This is a genomic window from Shinella yambaruensis (assembly GCF_022899355.1).
In the GTDB taxonomy this organism is placed as follows: domain Bacteria; phylum Pseudomonadota; class Alphaproteobacteria; order Rhizobiales; family Rhizobiaceae; genus Shinella; species Shinella yambaruensis.
Genome location: NZ_JALJCK010000002.1, coordinates 240,980 through 257,550, shown reverse-complemented (window position 1 = coordinate 257,550; position 16,571 = coordinate 240,980). Strand labels below are relative to the sequence as shown.

The window sequence follows — 16,571 nt, the reverse complement described above, 5'->3', positions numbered from 1 at the left end:
CATGACGCGCATCTGGAAGCCTGATGTAAATTCCACCGGCGGCCTCAAACGCCGCGAGTTCCTCGGCGGCGCAGCCGCCCTCGGCGTGCTCGCCGCAACGGCGACAGGCTTTGCGCCGGGGCGCGCGCTCGCGCAGGAACCGAAGCGCGGCGGGCACCTGAAGCTCGGCCTGAAGGGCGGCGCTGCGACGGATACGCTTGATCCGGCAGGCTACAGCGCCGGCGTTGCCTTCGTGACGGGCCGCTGCTGGGGAGATACGCTGGTCGAATCCCATCCCGATACCGGCGTCGCCGTCCCGGCCCTTGCCGAATCCTGGGAAGCCTCCGCCGATGCCGCGACCTGGACCTTCAAGATCCGCAAGGGCGTCACGTTCCACGACGGCAGCCCGATGACCATCGCCGACGTGCTCGCCACGCTGAAGCGGCACTCCGATGCCGGCTCCAAGTCGGGCGCGCTCGGGCTTCTCGGCTCGATCAGGTCCTTCGAGGACAAGGCCGGCGACCTGGTGATCACGCTCGCCGAAGGGAACGCGGACCTGCCGCTGATCCTCTCGGACTACCACCTGATCATCCAGCCGGGCGGCGGCGTGGAAAACCCCGATGCGGCGGTCGGCACCGGCCCCTACAAGCTGGTCTCCTTCGAGGCGGGCGTGCGCACGACCTTCGAGAAGAACGCGAACGACTGGCGCTCCGACCGCGGCTTCGTCGATAGCGTCGAGATCATCGTCATGAACGACACCACCGCGCGCATCGCGGCGCTGTCCTCCGGCCAGGTCCACTTCATCAGCGCGGTGGAGCCCAAGACCGTCGAACTCCTGAAGCGCGCGCCGATCGTCGAGATCCTCCAGACCGGCGGCAAGGGCTTCTACAGCTTCCTGATGCATTGCGACACGGCACCGTTCGACAACAACGATCTGCGCCTCGCGCTCAAATACGCCATCGACCGCCAGGAGATCCTCGACCGGGTGCTCAGCGGCTACGGCACCCTCGGCAACGACTATCCTGTCAACATGGCCTATGCCCTCGCCCCGGACGGTATCGAGCAGCGCGCCTTCGACCCGGACAAGGCCGCCTTCCACTACAAGAAATCCGGCCATTCCGGCCCGGTTCTCCTGCGCACTGCCGAAGCCGCCTTCCCCGGCGCGGTCGATGCCGCCGTGCTCTTCCAGGAGAGCGCCAAGAAGGCGGGCATCGCCATCGACGTCAAGCGCGAGCCGGATGACGGCTACTGGACGAACGTCTGGAACGTCCAGCCCTTCTCCGCATCCTACTGGGGCGGGCGCCCGACGCAGGATTCGCGCTATTCCACCTCCTATGTCTCCAACGCCGAATGGAACGACACGCGCTTCAAGCGGCCGGATTTCGACAAGCTGGTTCTCCAGGCAAGGGCCGAGCTCGACGAAACCAAGCGCCGCGCGCTCTACAAGACCATGGCGCTCATCGTGCGCGACGAGGGCGGCCTGATCCTGCCGGTCTTCAACGACTACCTCAATGCCTGCTCCAAGCAGGTGAAGGGCTATGTCCACGACATCGGCAACGACGTCTCCAACGGCTATGTCGCAAGCCGGGTCTGGCTCGACGCCTGACGTTATGCCTCTATATCCATGACCGGATGCAGCGCCACGCGCTGCATCCGGTCAGTCAAATCCGCCTCTCCCGCCAAACGGACGCCCGCCATGCCTCGCCCCTTCACCGTCATCGAAAACCAGTGGATCACGCTTGCCGACGGCACCCGGCTTGCCGCGCGCATCTGGATGCCGGACGGGGCCGAGGCGGACCCCGTGCCCGCCGTCTTCGAATTCCTGCCCTACCGCAAGCGCGACGGCACGTGCATGCGCGATGAATCGACCTATCCCGTCTTCGCCGCCGCCGGCATTGCCGGCGTGCGTGTCGATATCCGCGGCTCGGGCGAATCCGACGGCGTCATCGACGGGGAATATACGCCGCTGGAGCTGGCGAACGCCTGTGAGCTCATCGCCTGGATCGCGGCACAGCCCTGGTCGAACGGCGCGGTCGGCATGATGGGCATCTCCTGGGGCGGCTTCAACTGCCTGCAGGTCGCCGCGCTGAAGCCGCCGGCGCTGAAGGCCGTCATCTCCATCGCCTCCACCGTCGACCGGTACAACGACGACATCCACTACAAGAACGGCACCCATCTTTCCGCCCAGTTGTCCTGGGCCGCCACCATGCTCGCCTACCAGTCGCGCTCGCCCGACCCCGATATCGTCGGCGAGCGCTGGAAGGCGATGTGGCTGGAGCGGCTGGAAAACGAGCCCTTCTTCATGGAGGAATGGCTGCAGCACCAGCGCCGCGACGCCTTCTGGAAACACGGTTCCATCTGCGAGGATTTCGCCGGCTTCCCCGTCCCCGCCCTCGTCATCGCCGGCTGGGCGGACGGCTATCGCAGCACGCCGCTCAAGGCCGTCGAAGGCCTTGGCGACAAGGCGAAGGCGCTGATCGGCCCCTGGGTTCACAAATACCCGCATTTCGCCTGGCCGAAGCCGCGCATGGATTTCCACACGGAAGCCATCGCTTGGTGGAACCGCTGGCTGCGCGGTGAGGAGAATGGCGCGGAGAAGACGCCGCAGGTGCGCGCCTATATCCAGGACGCCGCCCGCCCGGCGCTGCGCCGCGAGGCCGATCCCGGCTTCTGGGTCGCCAAGGATCGCTGGGAGGCGCCCGACATGGCGACCTTCTACGTCGAGCAATACGGCACGCTGGCGCCCGGCATGCCGATTGCCGGCGCCACCGGGCACGACCGCACCCTGAAGTCGCCGCTCGACACCGGCATCATGGCCGGCGAGTGGTTCACGCTGAAGCCGGACGCGGAAATGGCGCTCGACCAGCGCCTCGACGATGCCGGCTCGCTTGTCGTCGAGACGCCGCCGCTCTCGGAAGCGCAGGACTTCCTCGGCCAGCCGGTGCTGGAGCTCGACCTCTCGACGGAGGCTGATATCGCCAATCTCTGTGCCCGCCTCGTCGATATCCATCCCGATGGCACGGCGACCCGCGTGACCTTCGGCGTCCTCAACCTCGCCCATCGCGACGGCAATGCCGAACCGAAGGCGATGCCCAGAGGGGAGAAGGTCCGTGTCCGCCTCGTGCTCGACGCCATGGGCTATCGCTTCCGCGCCGGCCACCGCATCCGTCTGTCGCTCTCGACATCCTACTGGCCGATCATCCTGCCGCCGCCGGTGGATGCCGGCGTGACGGTCGACCTCGCCTCGCTCGGCCTTTCCCTGCCGAAACTCGGCGCGCACCGGGTCGTCTCTCTTCCCGAGCCGGCCAATCCCGACCCGTTGCCGAAATATACGGAGCTCGCTCCGGGCGAAACGGCGCGCGGCGTGGAACGGAGCCTGACGAACGGCCTGACCGAATATTCGATCTACGAGGATACCGGCCTCAACGAGCATCCCGGCACGGGCCTCGCCACCCGCCAGGTCCGCGACGAACTCTGGTCGATCGCCGAAAACGACCCGCTCTCGATGACGGGCACGGCCGTCTGGACCTGCGACATGCAGCGCCCCGGCTGGTTCGTGCGCACCGTCTCGACCGCCACCATCGCCTGCACCGCGACGCACTGGCTGATCTCGGCCAATGTCCGCGCCTTCGAGGGCGAGGCGAAGATCTTCGAGAGGACGTTCGAAAAAGCGGTTCCGCGCGACTTCATGTAGCCTTCCATCCGCTTCCAACCACCCCGCAGGTCGCTTGGTTGCCTCTTTGCGGCTTTTCGGTTTGAATGAAACCAATTCTGGTGAACGGCGACGAACGGCGGGAATAGAACATCCGCGATGTTCAGGCGTGCAAGGCGGAGTTGAGGCATGCGGGCTGTTCCTGGAAGAAATGCAATCCGGCATTTTCTCGCCGCGCTCGTCTGCCTGCTTTTTCTTCCTGCCGGATCGCCGGCCATGGCACAGGTGTCAGCATCGCACGGTGCCTTCGACGGGGTTGCCCTGGTGATCGGAAACGCGGACTACCGGTCGGTGGCCCGGCTCGCCAATCCGGCGAACGATGCGCGGGCCATGGCGGAAAAACTGGGCGGCCTCGGCTTTCGCCTCCATGTCGCCATCGACCAGCCGACAAGCGCCTTGCAGGAGACGATCCGGCGGTTCGCCGGCGACGTGTCCGGTGCGGACGTGATCTTCGTCTTCTATGCAGGCCACGGCCTTCAACTCGACGGCCGCAACTTCCTCGTTCCGGTCGACCTCGCGAAAGGCGGGCAGCGGGACGACCTGATCGCGGTCGACCTGATCCTTTCGGCCATCGAGGAAAAGGCCAAGCCGGATGCCGCCAAGATCATCGTGCTCGATGCCTGCCGGAACAATCCGTTCAGCGACCTCTTCCACGGCGCGGACGGATCGCGCGGTCTTGCGCGCATCGACCTGCCCAAGCCGGCCGGCGCTGAGGCGAGTGCCGGTTATTATCGCCTGGTCGCCTTCGCCACGGCTGCCGGCCAAGTGGCATCCGATGGCGAAAGGGAGCACAGCCCCTATACGGAAAGCCTGCTGCGCTTCATCGATCAGCCCGGGCTCGAAGTGTCCGAAATGTTTCGCCTTGCGGCAGGCGACGTGCTTGCCAGCACGAACGGCATGCAGAAGCCCGAATATCTGGTTCAGACGAGCCGCACGCTCTTCTTTCGTCCACCCAACATAACCGAATGCGACCGGCTCGCCGTCGACGCGCGTAATTTCATCGGCGTGAAGGGCATCGCCTTCGAGGACATCGACGCCGTGAAGGCCGTGCCCGCCTGCCTTGATGCGGTCGCGGCCGAGCCGGAAAGCGCCCGGCTCAAGCACAACCTTGCCCGCAGCCTCGAAAAGGCCGAGCGGCTTTCCGAAGCGCTGGAACAATACCAGGCGGCGGCGGACAAAGGCCATCCGGCCGCTATCAATGCGCTCGGCATCATGTATCTGGCCGGATGCGGCATGGCCGGGCCCGATGTCGCCCGCGCGCTGCAGCTCATCTCGCGGGCGCGCGACCTCGGCGATCTCGAAGCGGCATCCACGCTTACCGCCCACGACTTGCTGCCCTACCTTTCGGACGGCGGCAAGGCAACGCTGGCCCAGGCACTTGGACAAGCGGGCGTGACCGTCCCCGGCCCGGACGGGCTTTCGGCCGCGGTCGGCGTGTTTCAGCAGCAGGCCCGGCTGAAGGCCGGCGGACTGACGCTCGAGACGGTCCATGCCCTGAAAATCTACGATACCGTGCCGGCGGGCTTCCGCTGCCACTGACGGCATCACGGGAAGGGAAGAGGATGAAACGCCTTTTTATCGCTGCGCTGCTGGGCATCCTGCCGGAAACGGCGGCTGCCGGCGGGATCGTCGAGAATTTCGAGACGCCGGCCGAATGCACGGACAGGGGTGACCTGAAGATCGAAGCCTGCCTCGCAGCCCTTGGCGGAGGGCTGGACGGCGAGGTGGAAAGCCGGCTTGCGGCCGTGCTGGCCGCCTCCGCGCAGCCTGATGCGGTGCGCGCCGCCCAGGACGCCTGGCTTTCCTATCGCAAGGCGACCTGCGATTATTTTGCCGGGCAGGAGGGCATCGTCGGCGTCATCCAGGGCCTTCAATGCCTGCGCTGGACATCGTGGCGCCGGATGAAGGAACTCGACGCGCTGCTGGGCGTCGCTCCATCGGAGGACGGCGACGAAAGCCAGGCCGAGGGCGGGCTCGAACCGGATTTCAACACGCTCGCCGATTCGCACTATTCCATGCGCGCCTTCGCCTTCGGCGATTACAGCTGGTACATCAAGAAACGCTATGGCGCCGCCCTGATCGAGAAGGCGCTGGCGGCACGCGGCTTCGAGGCGGAAACGGCAAAGGCCATTTCGGCGGATTGGGACGCCTGGCGATATCACCCGGAAAATGGCCAGCCCCTGCTGGAGAGCACGCCCATGAGCGCCAGCGATGCCGACATGCAGTTGCTTGCGGCCCGTTTTCCTGCCTGCATGCGCGATCTCGGCACGGCGAATTGCCGCATGGCCTATTCGATCGAGCTCGGCTGCCGGCTGGACCCGCCTGTCGCGAAGGCATGCCAGGGCGTCTTCGATATCAGCCGGTCCATCGCTGCCGGCTATCGGCGCGACGGCCGCACCGCCTCGCCCTTTTCCGGTTTCCAGGGCAATTCGGTATACACCATGGCCGGCTGCATCGCGGAAGGCGGCAAGGGGGCGGGCCTCGCGGTCTTCGCGCCGGACAATGCCGAGACCGTCACCAAGCTCACCTTCATCGCGCAGCCGGCAGGCGGCAGCGCCGTCGCCCAACCGGTCGATATCGAGACGCTTCCCGAGCGGCAGGCGGAGCTTTGCAGCGCGCTCATCGGCTGGACGTTCGACGAGAGCGGCAATCCGATCGCCGCGGGCGGCACGATCGAGCTTTATGCCGTTTCCCCCGAAAGCGTGCTCGCACAGTACCGGGAGGATGCGCAGACGACCGACCCGGCACGCGATCCCGACTACGCCGACCACCTGCGACGCGTGGCCAACGCACTCGATGAGGCCGCACAATGAGCCGTCTTGCATTAAGTCTCCTCTCCGTGGCCGTCTTGTCGGGCACCGCGACATTCGCCGAAGCGCAGGACCAAGCCGGCTGCGCGCGAAACGCGCTGACGCCCGGCCTCTGCCAGGCATGGCGGATCGCGGTGCAAACGGAATCGCTTTCGCAAACCCTCCGGCTGCTCGACGGCGAGATCGAGGCCCGCGCCGCAGCAGGCGGGATCGCGCAGGAGAAGGCGGCGGACCAGCGGGCACGGCTTGCCGCATCGCAAGCCGCCTGGGAGACCTTCCGCGATCGCCAATGCGCCCTTGCCGGCGCCCACCCGGACGGTACCGAGGCATGCCGCCAGTCGATGGCGGAGGAGCGGCTCGCCGAGCTGCAGAACCCCGATGTTGCGGAAGCCGGCGCGGAGGGCGAGAGCTGGTCCGAACGGCGGGTCCAGCAAAGCGCCTCCGAGACGGATGCCTGGGTCATGCTGCGGCTCGAGGGGCCGCCGATGCGCACCGTTGCCGACCGTGTGGCCCTCGCGACCGGGCCGCGCCAGGCGCAGGACTGGAGCTTTCGCAAATGGGTCAGCGATTTCCAGGCGAAGATCCGTGCGGCAAGCGGCTACGGCCCGCTGACCTCCGGCTTCGTCGCCGCCGAATGGGACATGCTGCGCTATGATCCCGAAAGCGGCGTGCGGCTGCATGCGGCGCCGGAAACGATTGCGGGCAGCCCCGCCGACAACAGCTGGGACAAGGACGAGGCCGGAGCCTTTGCCGCGCGCCTGCCCTCCTGCCTGAAGAACCTCGCGGATCCTCAATGCCGCGTGCAGTACTCCACCGAACTGGGTTGCCGCTATGACGCCGACATGGCGGCGTTCTGCCAGCAAAAACTCGATGGATTGCGCGGCGTCTTCCAATCCTATGCCCTGGACGATCCGCGGCACCGGGACGATTTCTACAAGGCGGTCGCCTGCCTGACGCCGGTTCCCATCGACACCACTTTCTCCCAGACCTTCCTTGCCGGCAAGAACCTGGCCTCGAACCCCGCAGGTGCCGAAGGCAGGCCCTGTTCGGAGCTGGGCTTTACGGCCGACGGCAAAGGCTGGTCCGCCCGGGACGTGCCGCTTTTCGGCACGAGGATGGATCTGGAAATTCGCTAGACATGTCGTTCCAGCGGCAACACCGCATCCATTATCCTGAACCTCGGGAAGATGATGCCCGGTCGGCCCTACCGCCTGCCGCCGGCGGCGCTCATGGTCATCGACCATCCTCCGCGCCGGCAGGCTGGGCGCCGATACGCATCGACGCATGCGCCGCCTCCTGTAGAGCACGCTCCAATCGTCCGACGGAGGGGCGTTGCGGCCTGTCCTGTGGCTGTTCGAGATAGTAGTTTCCCGGACCCGGCGTTCTCGGCACGAACGGGCAAACGACGAGGCCGAGGGCGGCGGCAATCGGGCCGCAAACCGGCAGGTGGCCGATCGCAAGGCCAAGCCCCTGGCTGACCATCATCAGGGACAGCGGCGTCGTGTCAACGGTTTCGAGCTTGAGGTGCCGGCCCGGCTGCGGGCCGAAATTGTGATTGAGAAGGGCAGTCCAGCCAATGGCGTGGGACGCCACGTCATAGAGGCGAAACGACAGCAGGTCCTCCAGGCTGCCGATGCGCGCCGTGTCCTCCTTCCGGCACATGACGACATGGGACATGCCCATCAGCCAGGTAGGGTGCCGCACGAGGTGCGGCTCCTCTCCGAACCGGATCACCAGGTCCGGATCCACCTTGCGCTGTGTGCCCTCCACCAGAAGGTCGACGCGGATCGCCGGGTTCGCCGCTTCGAAATCCGCCAGCACGCGCGGCAGCCAGCTCATCGCCATCAACTGGCTCGCCAACAGCGTAACGCGGTCGATCCGCTGCCGCGCGAAGAGGGACTCGGCCTTGCTTTCGATCGCCCCGAGGGACGCCTGGACCGTCGGAAGGAAATCGCCTCCTTCCGACGTCAGGTTGATCCGGTTTGCGGCGCGTTCGAACAGCGGACGTCCCAGATGTGTCTCGAGCGCAAGGATCTGCTGACTGACGGCGGCAGCGGACATGCTTAGTTCTTTTCCGGCCCGGGCGAAGCTCTGGTGCCGCGCGGCTGCCTCGAACACGCGGAGCCAGTTCAACGATGGGATTTTCGCGATACGCATTGCATCAGGCTAAGCTCAGCTTAGCCTCAGGTCAATTAGATACCGTATCCAAACATGCTTCGCTCTTTGGCATAGTCGCATGACGGGTTGCTCAAAACCCGATGAACAACACCAAGGGAACGAAGATATGCTCAGACGCCATATGCTGCTTGCTCTCGCCCTGACGCCGCTTCTGGCTGGCGCGGCGACCGCTCAGAACCTGCCCGACCACATCACCGTCGCGACCGAGGGCGCCTATCCTCCGTGGAATTTCAGCAATGCCGATGGTTCCCTGGGCGGCTACGAAATCGAGCTGACGCAGGCGCTCTGTGAGCGCATGAAGATCAAATGCGATCTCATCGCCCAGGAGTGGAACGGCATCATCCCGGGCCTCACGGTCGGCAAGTATGATGCCATCATCGCGTCGATGGGCGTGACTGAAGAGCGCAAGAAAGTCATCGGCTTCTCGAAGCCCTACGCGAAGGCGCCCAACGGGTTCCTCACGGCGGGCGACAACGCGCTCAAGGATCTTCCGGAAGCCGGCCGCTCCTTCGACCTCGCAAAGGCTCCGCAGGAGTCCGAGGCGGCGCTCGCAGCCCTGAAGGAAAAGCTCTCCGGCAAGACCATCGGCGTTCAGACCGGTTCCACCGCGGCCACCTTCGCCGGCGAATACTTCAAGGGTCTCGATATCCGCGAGTATCCCTCCTTCGAACAGCTCGGCCTGGAGCTCACCGCCGGGCGCATCGACCTCGCCGTGGCCAATGTGACGGCCTTCAAGGCGGTGATCGACGCGAACCCGGCAGGGACGCTGGTCTTTACCGGCCCCACCTTCGCCGGCGGCGTGCTTGGGCTCGGCACCATCAACGTCGCCCTGCGTCCGGGCGACGAGGCGCTGCGGGCAGCCTTTGACGCAGCCATCACGGACATCAACAAGGACGGGACCAACAAGGCCCTGACTGAAAAGTGGTTCGGCGTGGATATCTCCATCCATGAATAGCCCGCTCCCCCTCCCTCGTCGGGAGGGGGCAATCGCCGCGCGGCCCTCTTCCCGAACCAGCCGTTTCAACGATGCACAGGTAGCACCATGTTCGCGCCCATCGGCTCCACCGAGGCAACGATGACCATTTATCTGGATGGCCGGGCGATACCGGCGCGGGCCGGCGAAACCATCGCGGCCTGCCTTTTGCGCGCCGGTGTCGGCCACTTCCGCACGACCCCGGTCAGCGGCGCGAGACGACTGCCCTATTGCATGATCGGACACTGTTTCGACTGCCTGATCGAGATCGACGGCGTCGGAAGCCGCCAGGCCTGCCTGAGCGAGGTCGAGGATGGCATGAGGCTTCACACCCAGGATGGGCCTGCCGCCATCGCCGGCATGGAATTCCAATGACCCCGGCTCCCGATGCAGACGTGATCGTCATAGGGGCAGGTCCTGCCGGAATGTCGTCCGCAATCGAACTGGCGTCTGCGGGATGCAGGGTAATCGTGCTCGACATGCAGCCCTTACCCGGCGGGCAGATCTTTCGTTCGCTGGAAGCCAACATGCAGGCACGCCCCCGGACGGACGCGCTGCTCTCGGCCCTCGGGCCGGCCTACAGGGCCGGCCTTGCCCTGATCGAGCGGTTTCGGGCAGCGCCCGGCATCGATTTCCGGCCCGGTACCACGGTCTGGGATCTGCGGGCAGACGGTACGGTCGGCTGGCTCAGGGGCAACGCGGCCGGCTACCTGCGTGCGCCGCATGTCGTGCTCGCCAGCGGCGCGATGGAGCGCCCGACGCCGTTTCCGGGATGGACGCTGCCCGGCGTGATGACCGCCGGGGCGGTTCAGACCCTGATGAAGGCCGGACGCCTCAAGCCGGAGGGAAGGATCGTCCTGGCCGGAACCGGCCCGCTGATCTTTCTGCTCGCCGACCAGCTGCGGCGTCTCGGCGTCAAGCCGGCGCTGATTGCCCGCACGGACCGGCTCGGGGACAAGCTTGCCGCTCTCAAACGGGTTCGTCCGGCCGGGATCCCGGCCCTCGCCAAGGGGGTGGGCTGGCTTGCCCGGTTGCGGCTTGCGGGCATCCCGATGCGGACCGGCATATCCGGGCTTCAGGCGCTGGGCGGCGAGCATCTCGAATCCGTCCGCCTGCTTGCCGGCGGAAAAAACATGGATATTCCCTGCGACCTCCTCGTGGTGCACGACGGCATCGTACCGTCAACGGACCTGGCGCATGCCGCCGGGCTTGCTCTCGAGTGGAAACGGGACGATGCGAGCTGGCGCCCCAGGACGGCGCGCGATGGTCGGGCGCGGATGGCGCCCTGCCCATCGTTCACGACGGGTCCCTGCAGGATACGGATCACAGGCGACGCGCGCCGGATCGGCGGCGCCGACGCCGCGGCCGCGCACGGACGCCATGCCGCGCGAGCCATCCTCGCCGACCTCGGTCGCATCGCGCGGAAACAGGGGGGGCCGGATCGGACCGAAGCCGAGGTGCGGCGCACCCTGGCAGCACGCCCCTTCCTCGACGCAGCGTTTCCGCCCGGCCTGGCGGCACGGCTGCCCGATGACGCGACCATCGTCTGTCGCTGCGAAGAAATCACGGCGGGTTCGCTACGTGTCGCGATCCGGAACGGGGCTGCCGACATGAACCTGATCCGCGGGCTCCTGCGCTGCGGCATGGGGCCCTGCCAGGGCCGAAGCTGCGCGACGACGCTGGCCCGGCTTCTCGCGGAAGCAGAGCCCGGCCGACCGATGCCGCCGAGCCCGTTCCGCGCAAGGCCACCGCTGCGGCCCCTTCCGCTCGGCGCGCTGGCCGGCATGACGGGGCTCGATCCGGCGCTGGCGCAGGTCGAGTCGCTGGACGACAAGCCGGAAGAGATCGCCGGAGACGACGTCCATGCATAGGAACGGCTGCGATGCCCTCATTGTCGGCGGCGGCTTGCAGGGATGCTCGATTGCCCTGTTTCTCGCGCGTGCCGGTTGGCAGGTCACCCTGGTCGAGAAGAACCTGGCGGGGCGGCATGCCTCGGGTGTCAATGCGGGTGGCCTTCGGTCGCTGATGCGCGATGTCCGCGAATATCCGCTTTCCCTGCGGGCCATGGAGATGTGGGCCAATCTTGCGGACTTCGTGGGGCAGGACGCGGCCGAAGCCTGCGAGGTCCGGCTCGGCACATCGCAGATTGCGCTGGCGATGGATGCGGCCGAGCTGCAATGGTGCGGGGCACGGGCGCGGACGATGCGCGGCCGTGGAATAGAATCCGAAGAGCTGATCGCGCCTGACGAGCTTCACCGGCTCCTGCCCGGCCTTGCCGGCTCCGCACATGGTGGCCTGATTTCCCGGCGCGACGGGCACGCAAACCCCGCCAATTCCGCACGCGCTTTCCGCAAGGCTGCGGAAGGTGCCGGCGTCCGGATTCTTGAGCGGTGCACCGTGCGCGACCTCTCCGCCAAACCCCTCGGCGGATGGCGCGTCGACACGGATGCGGGCAGGATCGAGGCGGAATGGTTGCTCAACTGCGCCGGCGCCTGGGGGTCGGACATCGCGGCACGCCTCGGCGAGACGCTGCCGATCACGGTCCTGGCCCTTTCCATGATGGTGACGGCGCGGGTGAAACCATTCATCGCCCCTGTCGTCATCGGCATCGACCAGCCCCTCTCCTTCAAGCAGAGCGCGGTCGGCTCGCTGGTCATCGGCGGCGGGATACTCGGCAAGCCCTGCCTGAGCGAAGACACCTCGTTCACCGTCATGGACCGGATGGCATCGAGCGCCGCGGCCACGGTTGCGGCCTTTCCGGGCCTGGCGGGCGTGCCCGTCGTGCGGACCTGGACCGGCCTCGAAGGGGCAACCGACGACGGAATACCCTTCATCGGCCCCAGCCGCCTGCATCCCGGCCTCTGGCATGTGTTTGGCTTCTGCGGCCACGGTTTCCAGCTTGCCCCCGCGGTTGGGGAAGCGGTGGCGCGTTCGCTTGTCTCCGGAAGCCTGGAGGCGACGCTCGCTCCCTTCGCGGTCGACCGCGTGCACCGGCCGCAGCGCAAAGACGAGGCTGTTCCATGACGTCGGGCATGTTCGAATTGCTGGGATTCGGGCCGCAAGGCTGGGGATTGCCGCTGCTCAAGGCCGCAGGCGTCACGATCGCCGCCGCCCTTTGCGGCTTCCTGCTGGGAAGCATTTTCGGAATTGGCGGCGCGACCCTCAAGCTCGCCCGGCCGCGCGCCCTGCGCCTGATCGGCCAGGCCTATACCACGGTCTTCCGCGGCGTGCCCGAGATTCTCGTGGTGTATCTCTTCTATTTCGGCGGCAGCGTCATCCTGACGACGCTCATGAACACGGGAGGATTTCCCGGCTTCTATTCTCTGCCGTCCTTCGTCATCGGCGTCCTTGCGATCGGGATCGTATCCGGTGCCTACCAGACGGAAGCCTATCGGTCCGCATATCTTCGGCTGGACCGCGGCCAGATCGAGGCGGGCACCGCGTGCGGCATGTCGAAACTCCTGCTCCTGCGCCGCATCGTCGCTCCCCAGACGCTGCGTTTCGCCCTGCCTGCGCTCGGCAACATCTGGCAGTCCGCGCTCAAGGAAACATCGCTCCTGTCGGTCATCGGGCTGACGGAGCTGCTGCGCCAGGCCGGTACCGCCGCGGGTTCGACCCGCCAGCCTCTCCTGTTCTACGCCATTGCGGCCGCGGTGTTCCTGGTCATCGGGCGCGCCACGGGCGCCGGGCTGAACCGGATGGAAAGCCACCTCGCCAAACCCTGGAGACGCTGATGCTGGATTGGCCCTTTCTGACGGATGTCCTCGGCCAGCTGCTGTCGGGTTTGCCGCTGACGCTCCAGCTTGCGGCACTGTCCCTCTCGATCGGCTTCGCCCTCGCCGTCTTCGTCGCCGGCGCCGCCGGCAGCGCCTTCGCGCCGCTGCGATGGGCCGCGAAGGCCCATGTCGAACTCTTTCGTGGAACCCCTCTCCTGCTGCAGATCTTCCTGATCTACTACGGCCTGGGTCAGATCGCCCCGCTGCGCCACTCGGCCCTCTGGCCCTTCCTTCGCGAACCCTATTGGTGCGCCATCCTCGCCCTTGCGCTCAACACCTCGGCCTATACGGCCGAGATCATCCGCGGCGCGATCCAGGCCGTGCCGGCGCACGAGATCGAGGCGGGGCGCGCCTGCGGCATGTCGGGCCTCCTGCTGCGCCGTCGCATCATCTGGCCCATCGCCCTCCGCCAGGGCCTGGCCGTCTACGGCAGCGAAGCCATCCTGATGATCAAGGCGACCTCGCTGGCAAGCATCATCACCCTGACGGAGCTGACCGGCATCGCGCACAAGCTGATTTCCTCGACCTATCGCATCTTCGAGATCTTCATCGTCACCGGGGCGATCTATCTCGCCCTGACCTTCCTGATGAGCGCGGCCTTCGCGCTTCTCGAACGGCAACTCCAGGCCCACCACGCCCATCGTCGCGCCTGACCTCGTCCACACGGAGAAACCAGATGGCTTCCGCCTCCCGCCCGGCTGCTGCCGACAATGCTTCCACGGTTCCCGCCATCGCGGTCGATGGCCTCCACAAGCGCTATGGCGCGATCGAGGTGCTGAAAGGCATCGACTTCCGCGCCCATGAGGGCGAGGTCATCTCCATCCTGGGTGCATCCGGCTCGGGCAAGTCGACTTTCCTGCGCTGTCTCAACCTCCTGGAGCTTCCGTCAGCGGGGCGGCTGCAGATCTTCGGCGAACAGGTCGATCTGCGGCAAAGCGGCGACGCCCTCCATATCGGCAATCGCAGGCAGGTGGATCGCCTGCGAACCCAGGTGGCGATGGTGTTCCAGAATTTCTGCCTCTGGAGCCACATGACCGTGCTCGAAAACCTGATGGAGGCGCCCATCCATGTCCAACGGCGCGGTCGCGGCGAGGTGCGCGAGGAGGCGGAAGCCATGTTGCGGCGCGTCGGCTTGATCGATCGGGCAAAAGCCTATCCGGCCCAGCTGTCCGGCGGCCAGCAGCAGAGGGCGGCCATAGCGCGCGCCCTGGTCATGAAGCCCCGGGGCCTCCTCTTCGACGAACCCACCTCCGCGCTCGATCCCGAGCTCGTTGGCGAAGTGCTGAAAGTCATGCGGGATCTGGCGGCGGAAGGACGCACGATGCTGATCGTGACGCACGAAATGGCCTTCGCCCGAGACGTATCGAGCCGGATCGTGTTCCTGGAGCAGGGCCGGATCAAAGCCGAAGGCCTGCCGCTGGACTTGTTCCGCGGCGGCGTCAACGAGCGCTTTGACCAGTTCATCTCGCGGTTCAACCAGGCTTGAGGAATGCACGCGGCCGGGTATAGCCCGGCCTGCAGCCGCTCGATCCCGCTCACGCCTCGACGGTCAGGCCCTTGGCCTTCAGCACGGCTTCGAGCTTGCTGACCTCGATGACCGACTTGCCGGCCTTGTAGTCGGCGATGTATCCGGCTTCGGCGTCTTCGCGGGCCTGCGAGAGCCTTGCCACCTCAAGCGCCTCCCCGCGGCGCACGACGACCACGCCGTCGGCGTCGCCGACGATGATGTCGCCGGGATGAATGAGTTCGCCGCCGACGACGATCGGGTCGTTGGTGGAGGTCAGCGTCTCCTTGACGGTGCCCTTGATGCAGACGCTGAGCGAGAACACCGGGAAGCCCAGCTCACGCAGCTGCAGCGAGTCGCGCACGCCGCTGTCGGTCACAAGGCCGCCGATGCCCTTCGCGAGGCAGGCATTGGCGAGCACGTCGCCGAAGGAGCCGGCCTCCTCGTATTCGCCGCCCGAAACCACGATGACATCGCCGGGCTGAGCGTAGTTGATCGCGAGCTGCAGCATGATGTTGTCGCGCGGCGCACACCGCACGGTAAAGGCCGGGCCGCAAAGCTTCATGCGGTAGTCGACCGGCTTGATGCGCGAGGAAAGCGCCCCGCGGCGACCCTGCGCCTCGTGAATGGTCGCCGGCGAGAATTTCGCAAGCGCCTCGATCTCGGCGGCGCTCGGGCGAGCGGGCATTTTCTTGATATGCGTCATGATTTTTCCCATGGGTAATCGTTGCGGCGGGCGCGGCGCCCGCCGCCGGGTTGCTCGATTCATGCCGGAAAGGAGGCCGCTTGCGTGCGAACCCTTACGGGATCTGGTCGAACTTCAGTTCGGAAAGCGGCACGACCTTGTCGGTGCGGGTCATCTTGTATTCGGTGTCCGGGCCGAGCCACTTGTCCCAGATCTTGTTGAGCTCGCCGCTTTCGTCCAGCTTGCGCAGGACCTCGTTGATCTTGGCCGTCAATGCCGGCTGGTCCTGCTGCATGCCGATGCCGATCGGCTGGAACAGCATGGGCTCTTCGATCATGCGCATCTCGCGGCCCTTGGTCTTGGACTCGTTGACCAGTTTGGTCGTCGTCATGGTGTTGGCGACCATGCCGCGCGCCTTGCCCTGCTGGGCGGCGAGATAGGCGGATGCCGTGTCCTGGAACGTCAGCGGCTCGGACTTGTTGAGCTTGATCGACATTTCCGAGGTCGAGCCCTTGGTGGAGGCGATGCGCTGGCCGACATAGTCGGCTTTCGACGTGCCGGGATCATCGGCCGGAACGATCAGCATTTCCTTGGCGAGGTAATAGGGATCGCTGAACTGGATCTGCTCGGCACGGCTCTGGGTATAGGCGAGGTTCGCAACGGTGATGTCGACGCGGCCGAGCTTGACCTCCGGCACGCGGGCCTCCACCGAAACCGGCTTGATCTCGGCCTTCACGCCAAGTTCGCGGGCGATGGCGCCGCACAGGTCGACGTCGAAGCCGACCATTTCGCGGGTCTGCGTATCCGGCGCGGCAAAAGGCGGCACGTCGGCGAAGGTCGCGCAGCGCAGCGTCTTGTTGGCGAGGATGTCGTCGAGCTGATCGGCCCTGGCGGGGCCGGCAAGCGCGGCGGCCGCGACGGTCGCTGCGAGGATGAGATGCTGATACGTCATTG

General features: G+C 66.4%; 15 protein-coding genes. 12 read left to right on the top strand and 3 right to left on the bottom strand.

The window, feature by feature from the left end; all coding sequences use genetic code 11:
- Position 1: 1 nt before the first annotated feature.
- The 5 genes from MUU56_RS05145 (at position 2) to MUU56_RS05125 (ending at position 7,637) form a co-directional block, all read left to right on the top strand.
- Entirely contained in the window at positions 2–1,585 is a 1,584-nt protein-coding gene (locus MUU56_RS05145; RefSeq protein ID WP_244766239.1) for an ABC transporter substrate-binding protein, read from the top strand.
- Between the two features lie 90 nt (positions 1,586–1,675).
- On the top strand, positions 1,676–3,673 hold the full coding sequence (locus MUU56_RS05140) for a CocE/NonD family hydrolase (RefSeq protein ID WP_244766238.1): 1,998 nt from the start codon (positions 1,676–1,678) through the stop codon (positions 3,671–3,673).
- A 234-nt stretch (positions 3,674–3,907) separates the two neighbouring features.
- Complete coding sequence (locus MUU56_RS05135) at positions 3,908–5,230, top strand: caspase family protein (RefSeq protein ID WP_244766237.1); 1,323 nt, start codon at positions 3,908–3,910, stop codon at positions 5,228–5,230.
- A gap of 23 nt (positions 5,231–5,253) precedes the next feature.
- Positions 5,254–6,504, top strand: coding sequence for a lysozyme inhibitor LprI family protein (locus tag MUU56_RS05130; RefSeq protein WP_244766236.1), 1,251 nt, complete (start codon positions 5,254–5,256; stop codon positions 6,502–6,504).
- Positions 6,501–7,637, top strand: a complete 1,137-nt coding sequence (locus MUU56_RS05125; protein WP_244766235.1) for a lysozyme inhibitor LprI family protein — start codon at positions 6,501–6,503, stop codon at positions 7,635–7,637. Before MUU56_RS05130 ends, MUU56_RS05125 begins: the two co-directional genes overlap by 4 nt.
- A 97-nt stretch (positions 7,638–7,734) precedes the next feature.
- Here MUU56_RS05125 and MUU56_RS05120 read toward each other — a convergent pair whose 3' ends face one another.
- Positions 7,735–8,658: a LysR family transcriptional regulator gene (locus tag MUU56_RS05120; RefSeq protein ID WP_244766234.1), complete on the bottom strand. Its 924-nt coding sequence runs from the start codon at positions 8,656–8,658 to the stop codon at positions 7,735–7,737.
- A gap of 79 nt (positions 8,659–8,737) precedes the next feature.
- On the opposite strand from MUU56_RS05120, the gene MUU56_RS05115 reads away from it, so the two are divergent.
- The 7 genes from MUU56_RS05115 (at position 8,738) to MUU56_RS05085 (ending at position 14,914) form a co-directional block, all read left to right on the top strand.
- Positions 8,738–9,634: a transporter substrate-binding domain-containing protein gene (locus tag MUU56_RS05115; protein ID WP_244766233.1), complete on the top strand. Its 897-nt coding sequence runs from the start codon at positions 8,738–8,740 to the stop codon at positions 9,632–9,634.
- Positions 9,635–9,721: 87 nt separating this feature from the next.
- On the top strand, positions 9,722–10,027 hold the full coding sequence (locus tag MUU56_RS05110; protein ID WP_244766232.1) for a (2Fe-2S)-binding protein: 306 nt from the start codon (positions 9,722–9,724) through the stop codon (positions 10,025–10,027).
- Positions 10,024–11,523 (top strand): NAD(P)/FAD-dependent oxidoreductase, encoded by a 1,500-nt coding sequence (locus MUU56_RS05105; RefSeq protein ID WP_244766231.1) that lies wholly within the window; start codon positions 10,024–10,026, stop codon positions 11,521–11,523. The genes MUU56_RS05110 and MUU56_RS05105 overlap by 4 nt, the downstream gene beginning before the upstream one ends.
- Positions 11,516–12,676: an NAD(P)/FAD-dependent oxidoreductase gene (locus tag MUU56_RS05100; protein ID WP_244766230.1), complete on the top strand. Its 1,161-nt coding sequence runs from the start codon at positions 11,516–11,518 to the stop codon at positions 12,674–12,676. Before MUU56_RS05105 ends, MUU56_RS05100 begins: the two co-directional genes overlap by 8 nt.
- Positions 12,673–13,386, top strand: a complete 714-nt coding sequence (locus MUU56_RS05095) for an ABC transporter permease (RefSeq protein WP_244766229.1) — start codon at positions 12,673–12,675, stop codon at positions 13,384–13,386. Before MUU56_RS05100 ends, MUU56_RS05095 begins: the two co-directional genes overlap by 4 nt.
- A gap of 2 nt (positions 13,387–13,388) precedes the next feature.
- Positions 13,389–14,081, top strand: a complete 693-nt coding sequence (locus MUU56_RS05090; protein ID WP_398431016.1) for an ABC transporter permease — start codon at positions 13,389–13,391, stop codon at positions 14,079–14,081.
- A gap of 23 nt (positions 14,082–14,104) precedes the next feature.
- The gene (locus MUU56_RS05085; protein WP_244766227.1) at positions 14,105–14,914 is read left to right on the top strand and encodes an ABC transporter ATP-binding protein; all 810 of its coding nucleotides are present in this window, start codon (positions 14,105–14,107) and stop codon (positions 14,912–14,914) included.
- A gap of 49 nt (positions 14,915–14,963) precedes the next feature.
- Here the strand turns inward: MUU56_RS05085 and MUU56_RS05080 are convergent, their stop codons facing one another.
- Positions 14,964–15,638 (bottom strand): 4-carboxy-4-hydroxy-2-oxoadipate aldolase/oxaloacetate decarboxylase, encoded by a 675-nt coding sequence (locus MUU56_RS05080; protein ID WP_244766226.1) that lies wholly within the window; start codon positions 15,636–15,638, stop codon positions 14,964–14,966.
- 94 nt (positions 15,639–15,732) lie between these two features.
- Positions 15,733–16,569, bottom strand: a complete 837-nt coding sequence (locus MUU56_RS05075; RefSeq protein ID WP_244766225.1) for an ABC transporter substrate-binding protein — start codon at positions 16,567–16,569, stop codon at positions 15,733–15,735.
- Between the last annotated feature and the right edge of the window lie 2 nt (positions 16,570–16,571).

What these genes read in the sequence shown, in the direction of transcription:
- MUU56_RS05075 (WP_244766225.1), bottom strand. Translation starts at nt 16,569, where the DNA reads ATGACGTATCAGCATCTCATCCTCGCAGCGACCGTCGCGGCCGCCGCG.
- MUU56_RS05085 (WP_244766227.1), top strand. Translation starts at nt 14,105, where the DNA reads ATGGCTTCCGCCTCCCGCCCGGCTGCTGCCGACAATGCTTCCACGGTT.
- MUU56_RS05105 (WP_244766231.1), top strand. Translation starts at nt 10,024, where the DNA reads ATGACCCCGGCTCCCGATGCAGACGTGATCGTCATAGGGGCAGGTCCT.
- MUU56_RS05120 (WP_244766234.1), bottom strand. Translation starts at nt 8,658, where the DNA reads ATGCGTATCGCGAAAATCCCATCGTTGAACTGGCTCCGCGTGTTCGAG.
- MUU56_RS05115 (WP_244766233.1), top strand. Translation starts at nt 8,738, where the DNA reads ATGACGGGTTGCTCAAAACCCGATGAACAACACCAAGGGAACGAAGAT.
- MUU56_RS05080 (WP_244766226.1), bottom strand. Translation starts at nt 15,638, where the DNA reads ATGACGCATATCAAGAAAATGCCCGCTCGCCCGAGCGCCGCCGAGATC.
- MUU56_RS05130 (WP_244766236.1), top strand. Translation starts at nt 5,254, where the DNA reads ATGAAACGCCTTTTTATCGCTGCGCTGCTGGGCATCCTGCCGGAAACG.
- MUU56_RS05100 (WP_244766230.1), top strand. Translation starts at nt 11,516, where the DNA reads ATGCATAGGAACGGCTGCGATGCCCTCATTGTCGGCGGCGGCTTGCAG.
- MUU56_RS05125 (WP_244766235.1), top strand. Translation starts at nt 6,501, where the DNA reads ATGAGCCGTCTTGCATTAAGTCTCCTCTCCGTGGCCGTCTTGTCGGGC.
- MUU56_RS05095 (WP_244766229.1), top strand. Translation starts at nt 12,673, where the DNA reads ATGACGTCGGGCATGTTCGAATTGCTGGGATTCGGGCCGCAAGGCTGG.
- MUU56_RS05140 (WP_244766238.1), top strand. Translation starts at nt 1,676, where the DNA reads ATGCCTCGCCCCTTCACCGTCATCGAAAACCAGTGGATCACGCTTGCC.
- MUU56_RS05145 (WP_244766239.1), top strand. Translation starts at nt 2, where the DNA reads ATGACGCGCATCTGGAAGCCTGATGTAAATTCCACCGGCGGCCTCAAA.
- MUU56_RS05110 (WP_244766232.1), top strand. Translation starts at nt 9,722, where the DNA reads ATGTTCGCGCCCATCGGCTCCACCGAGGCAACGATGACCATTTATCTG.
- MUU56_RS05135 (WP_244766237.1), top strand. Translation starts at nt 3,908, where the DNA reads ATGGCACAGGTGTCAGCATCGCACGGTGCCTTCGACGGGGTTGCCCTG.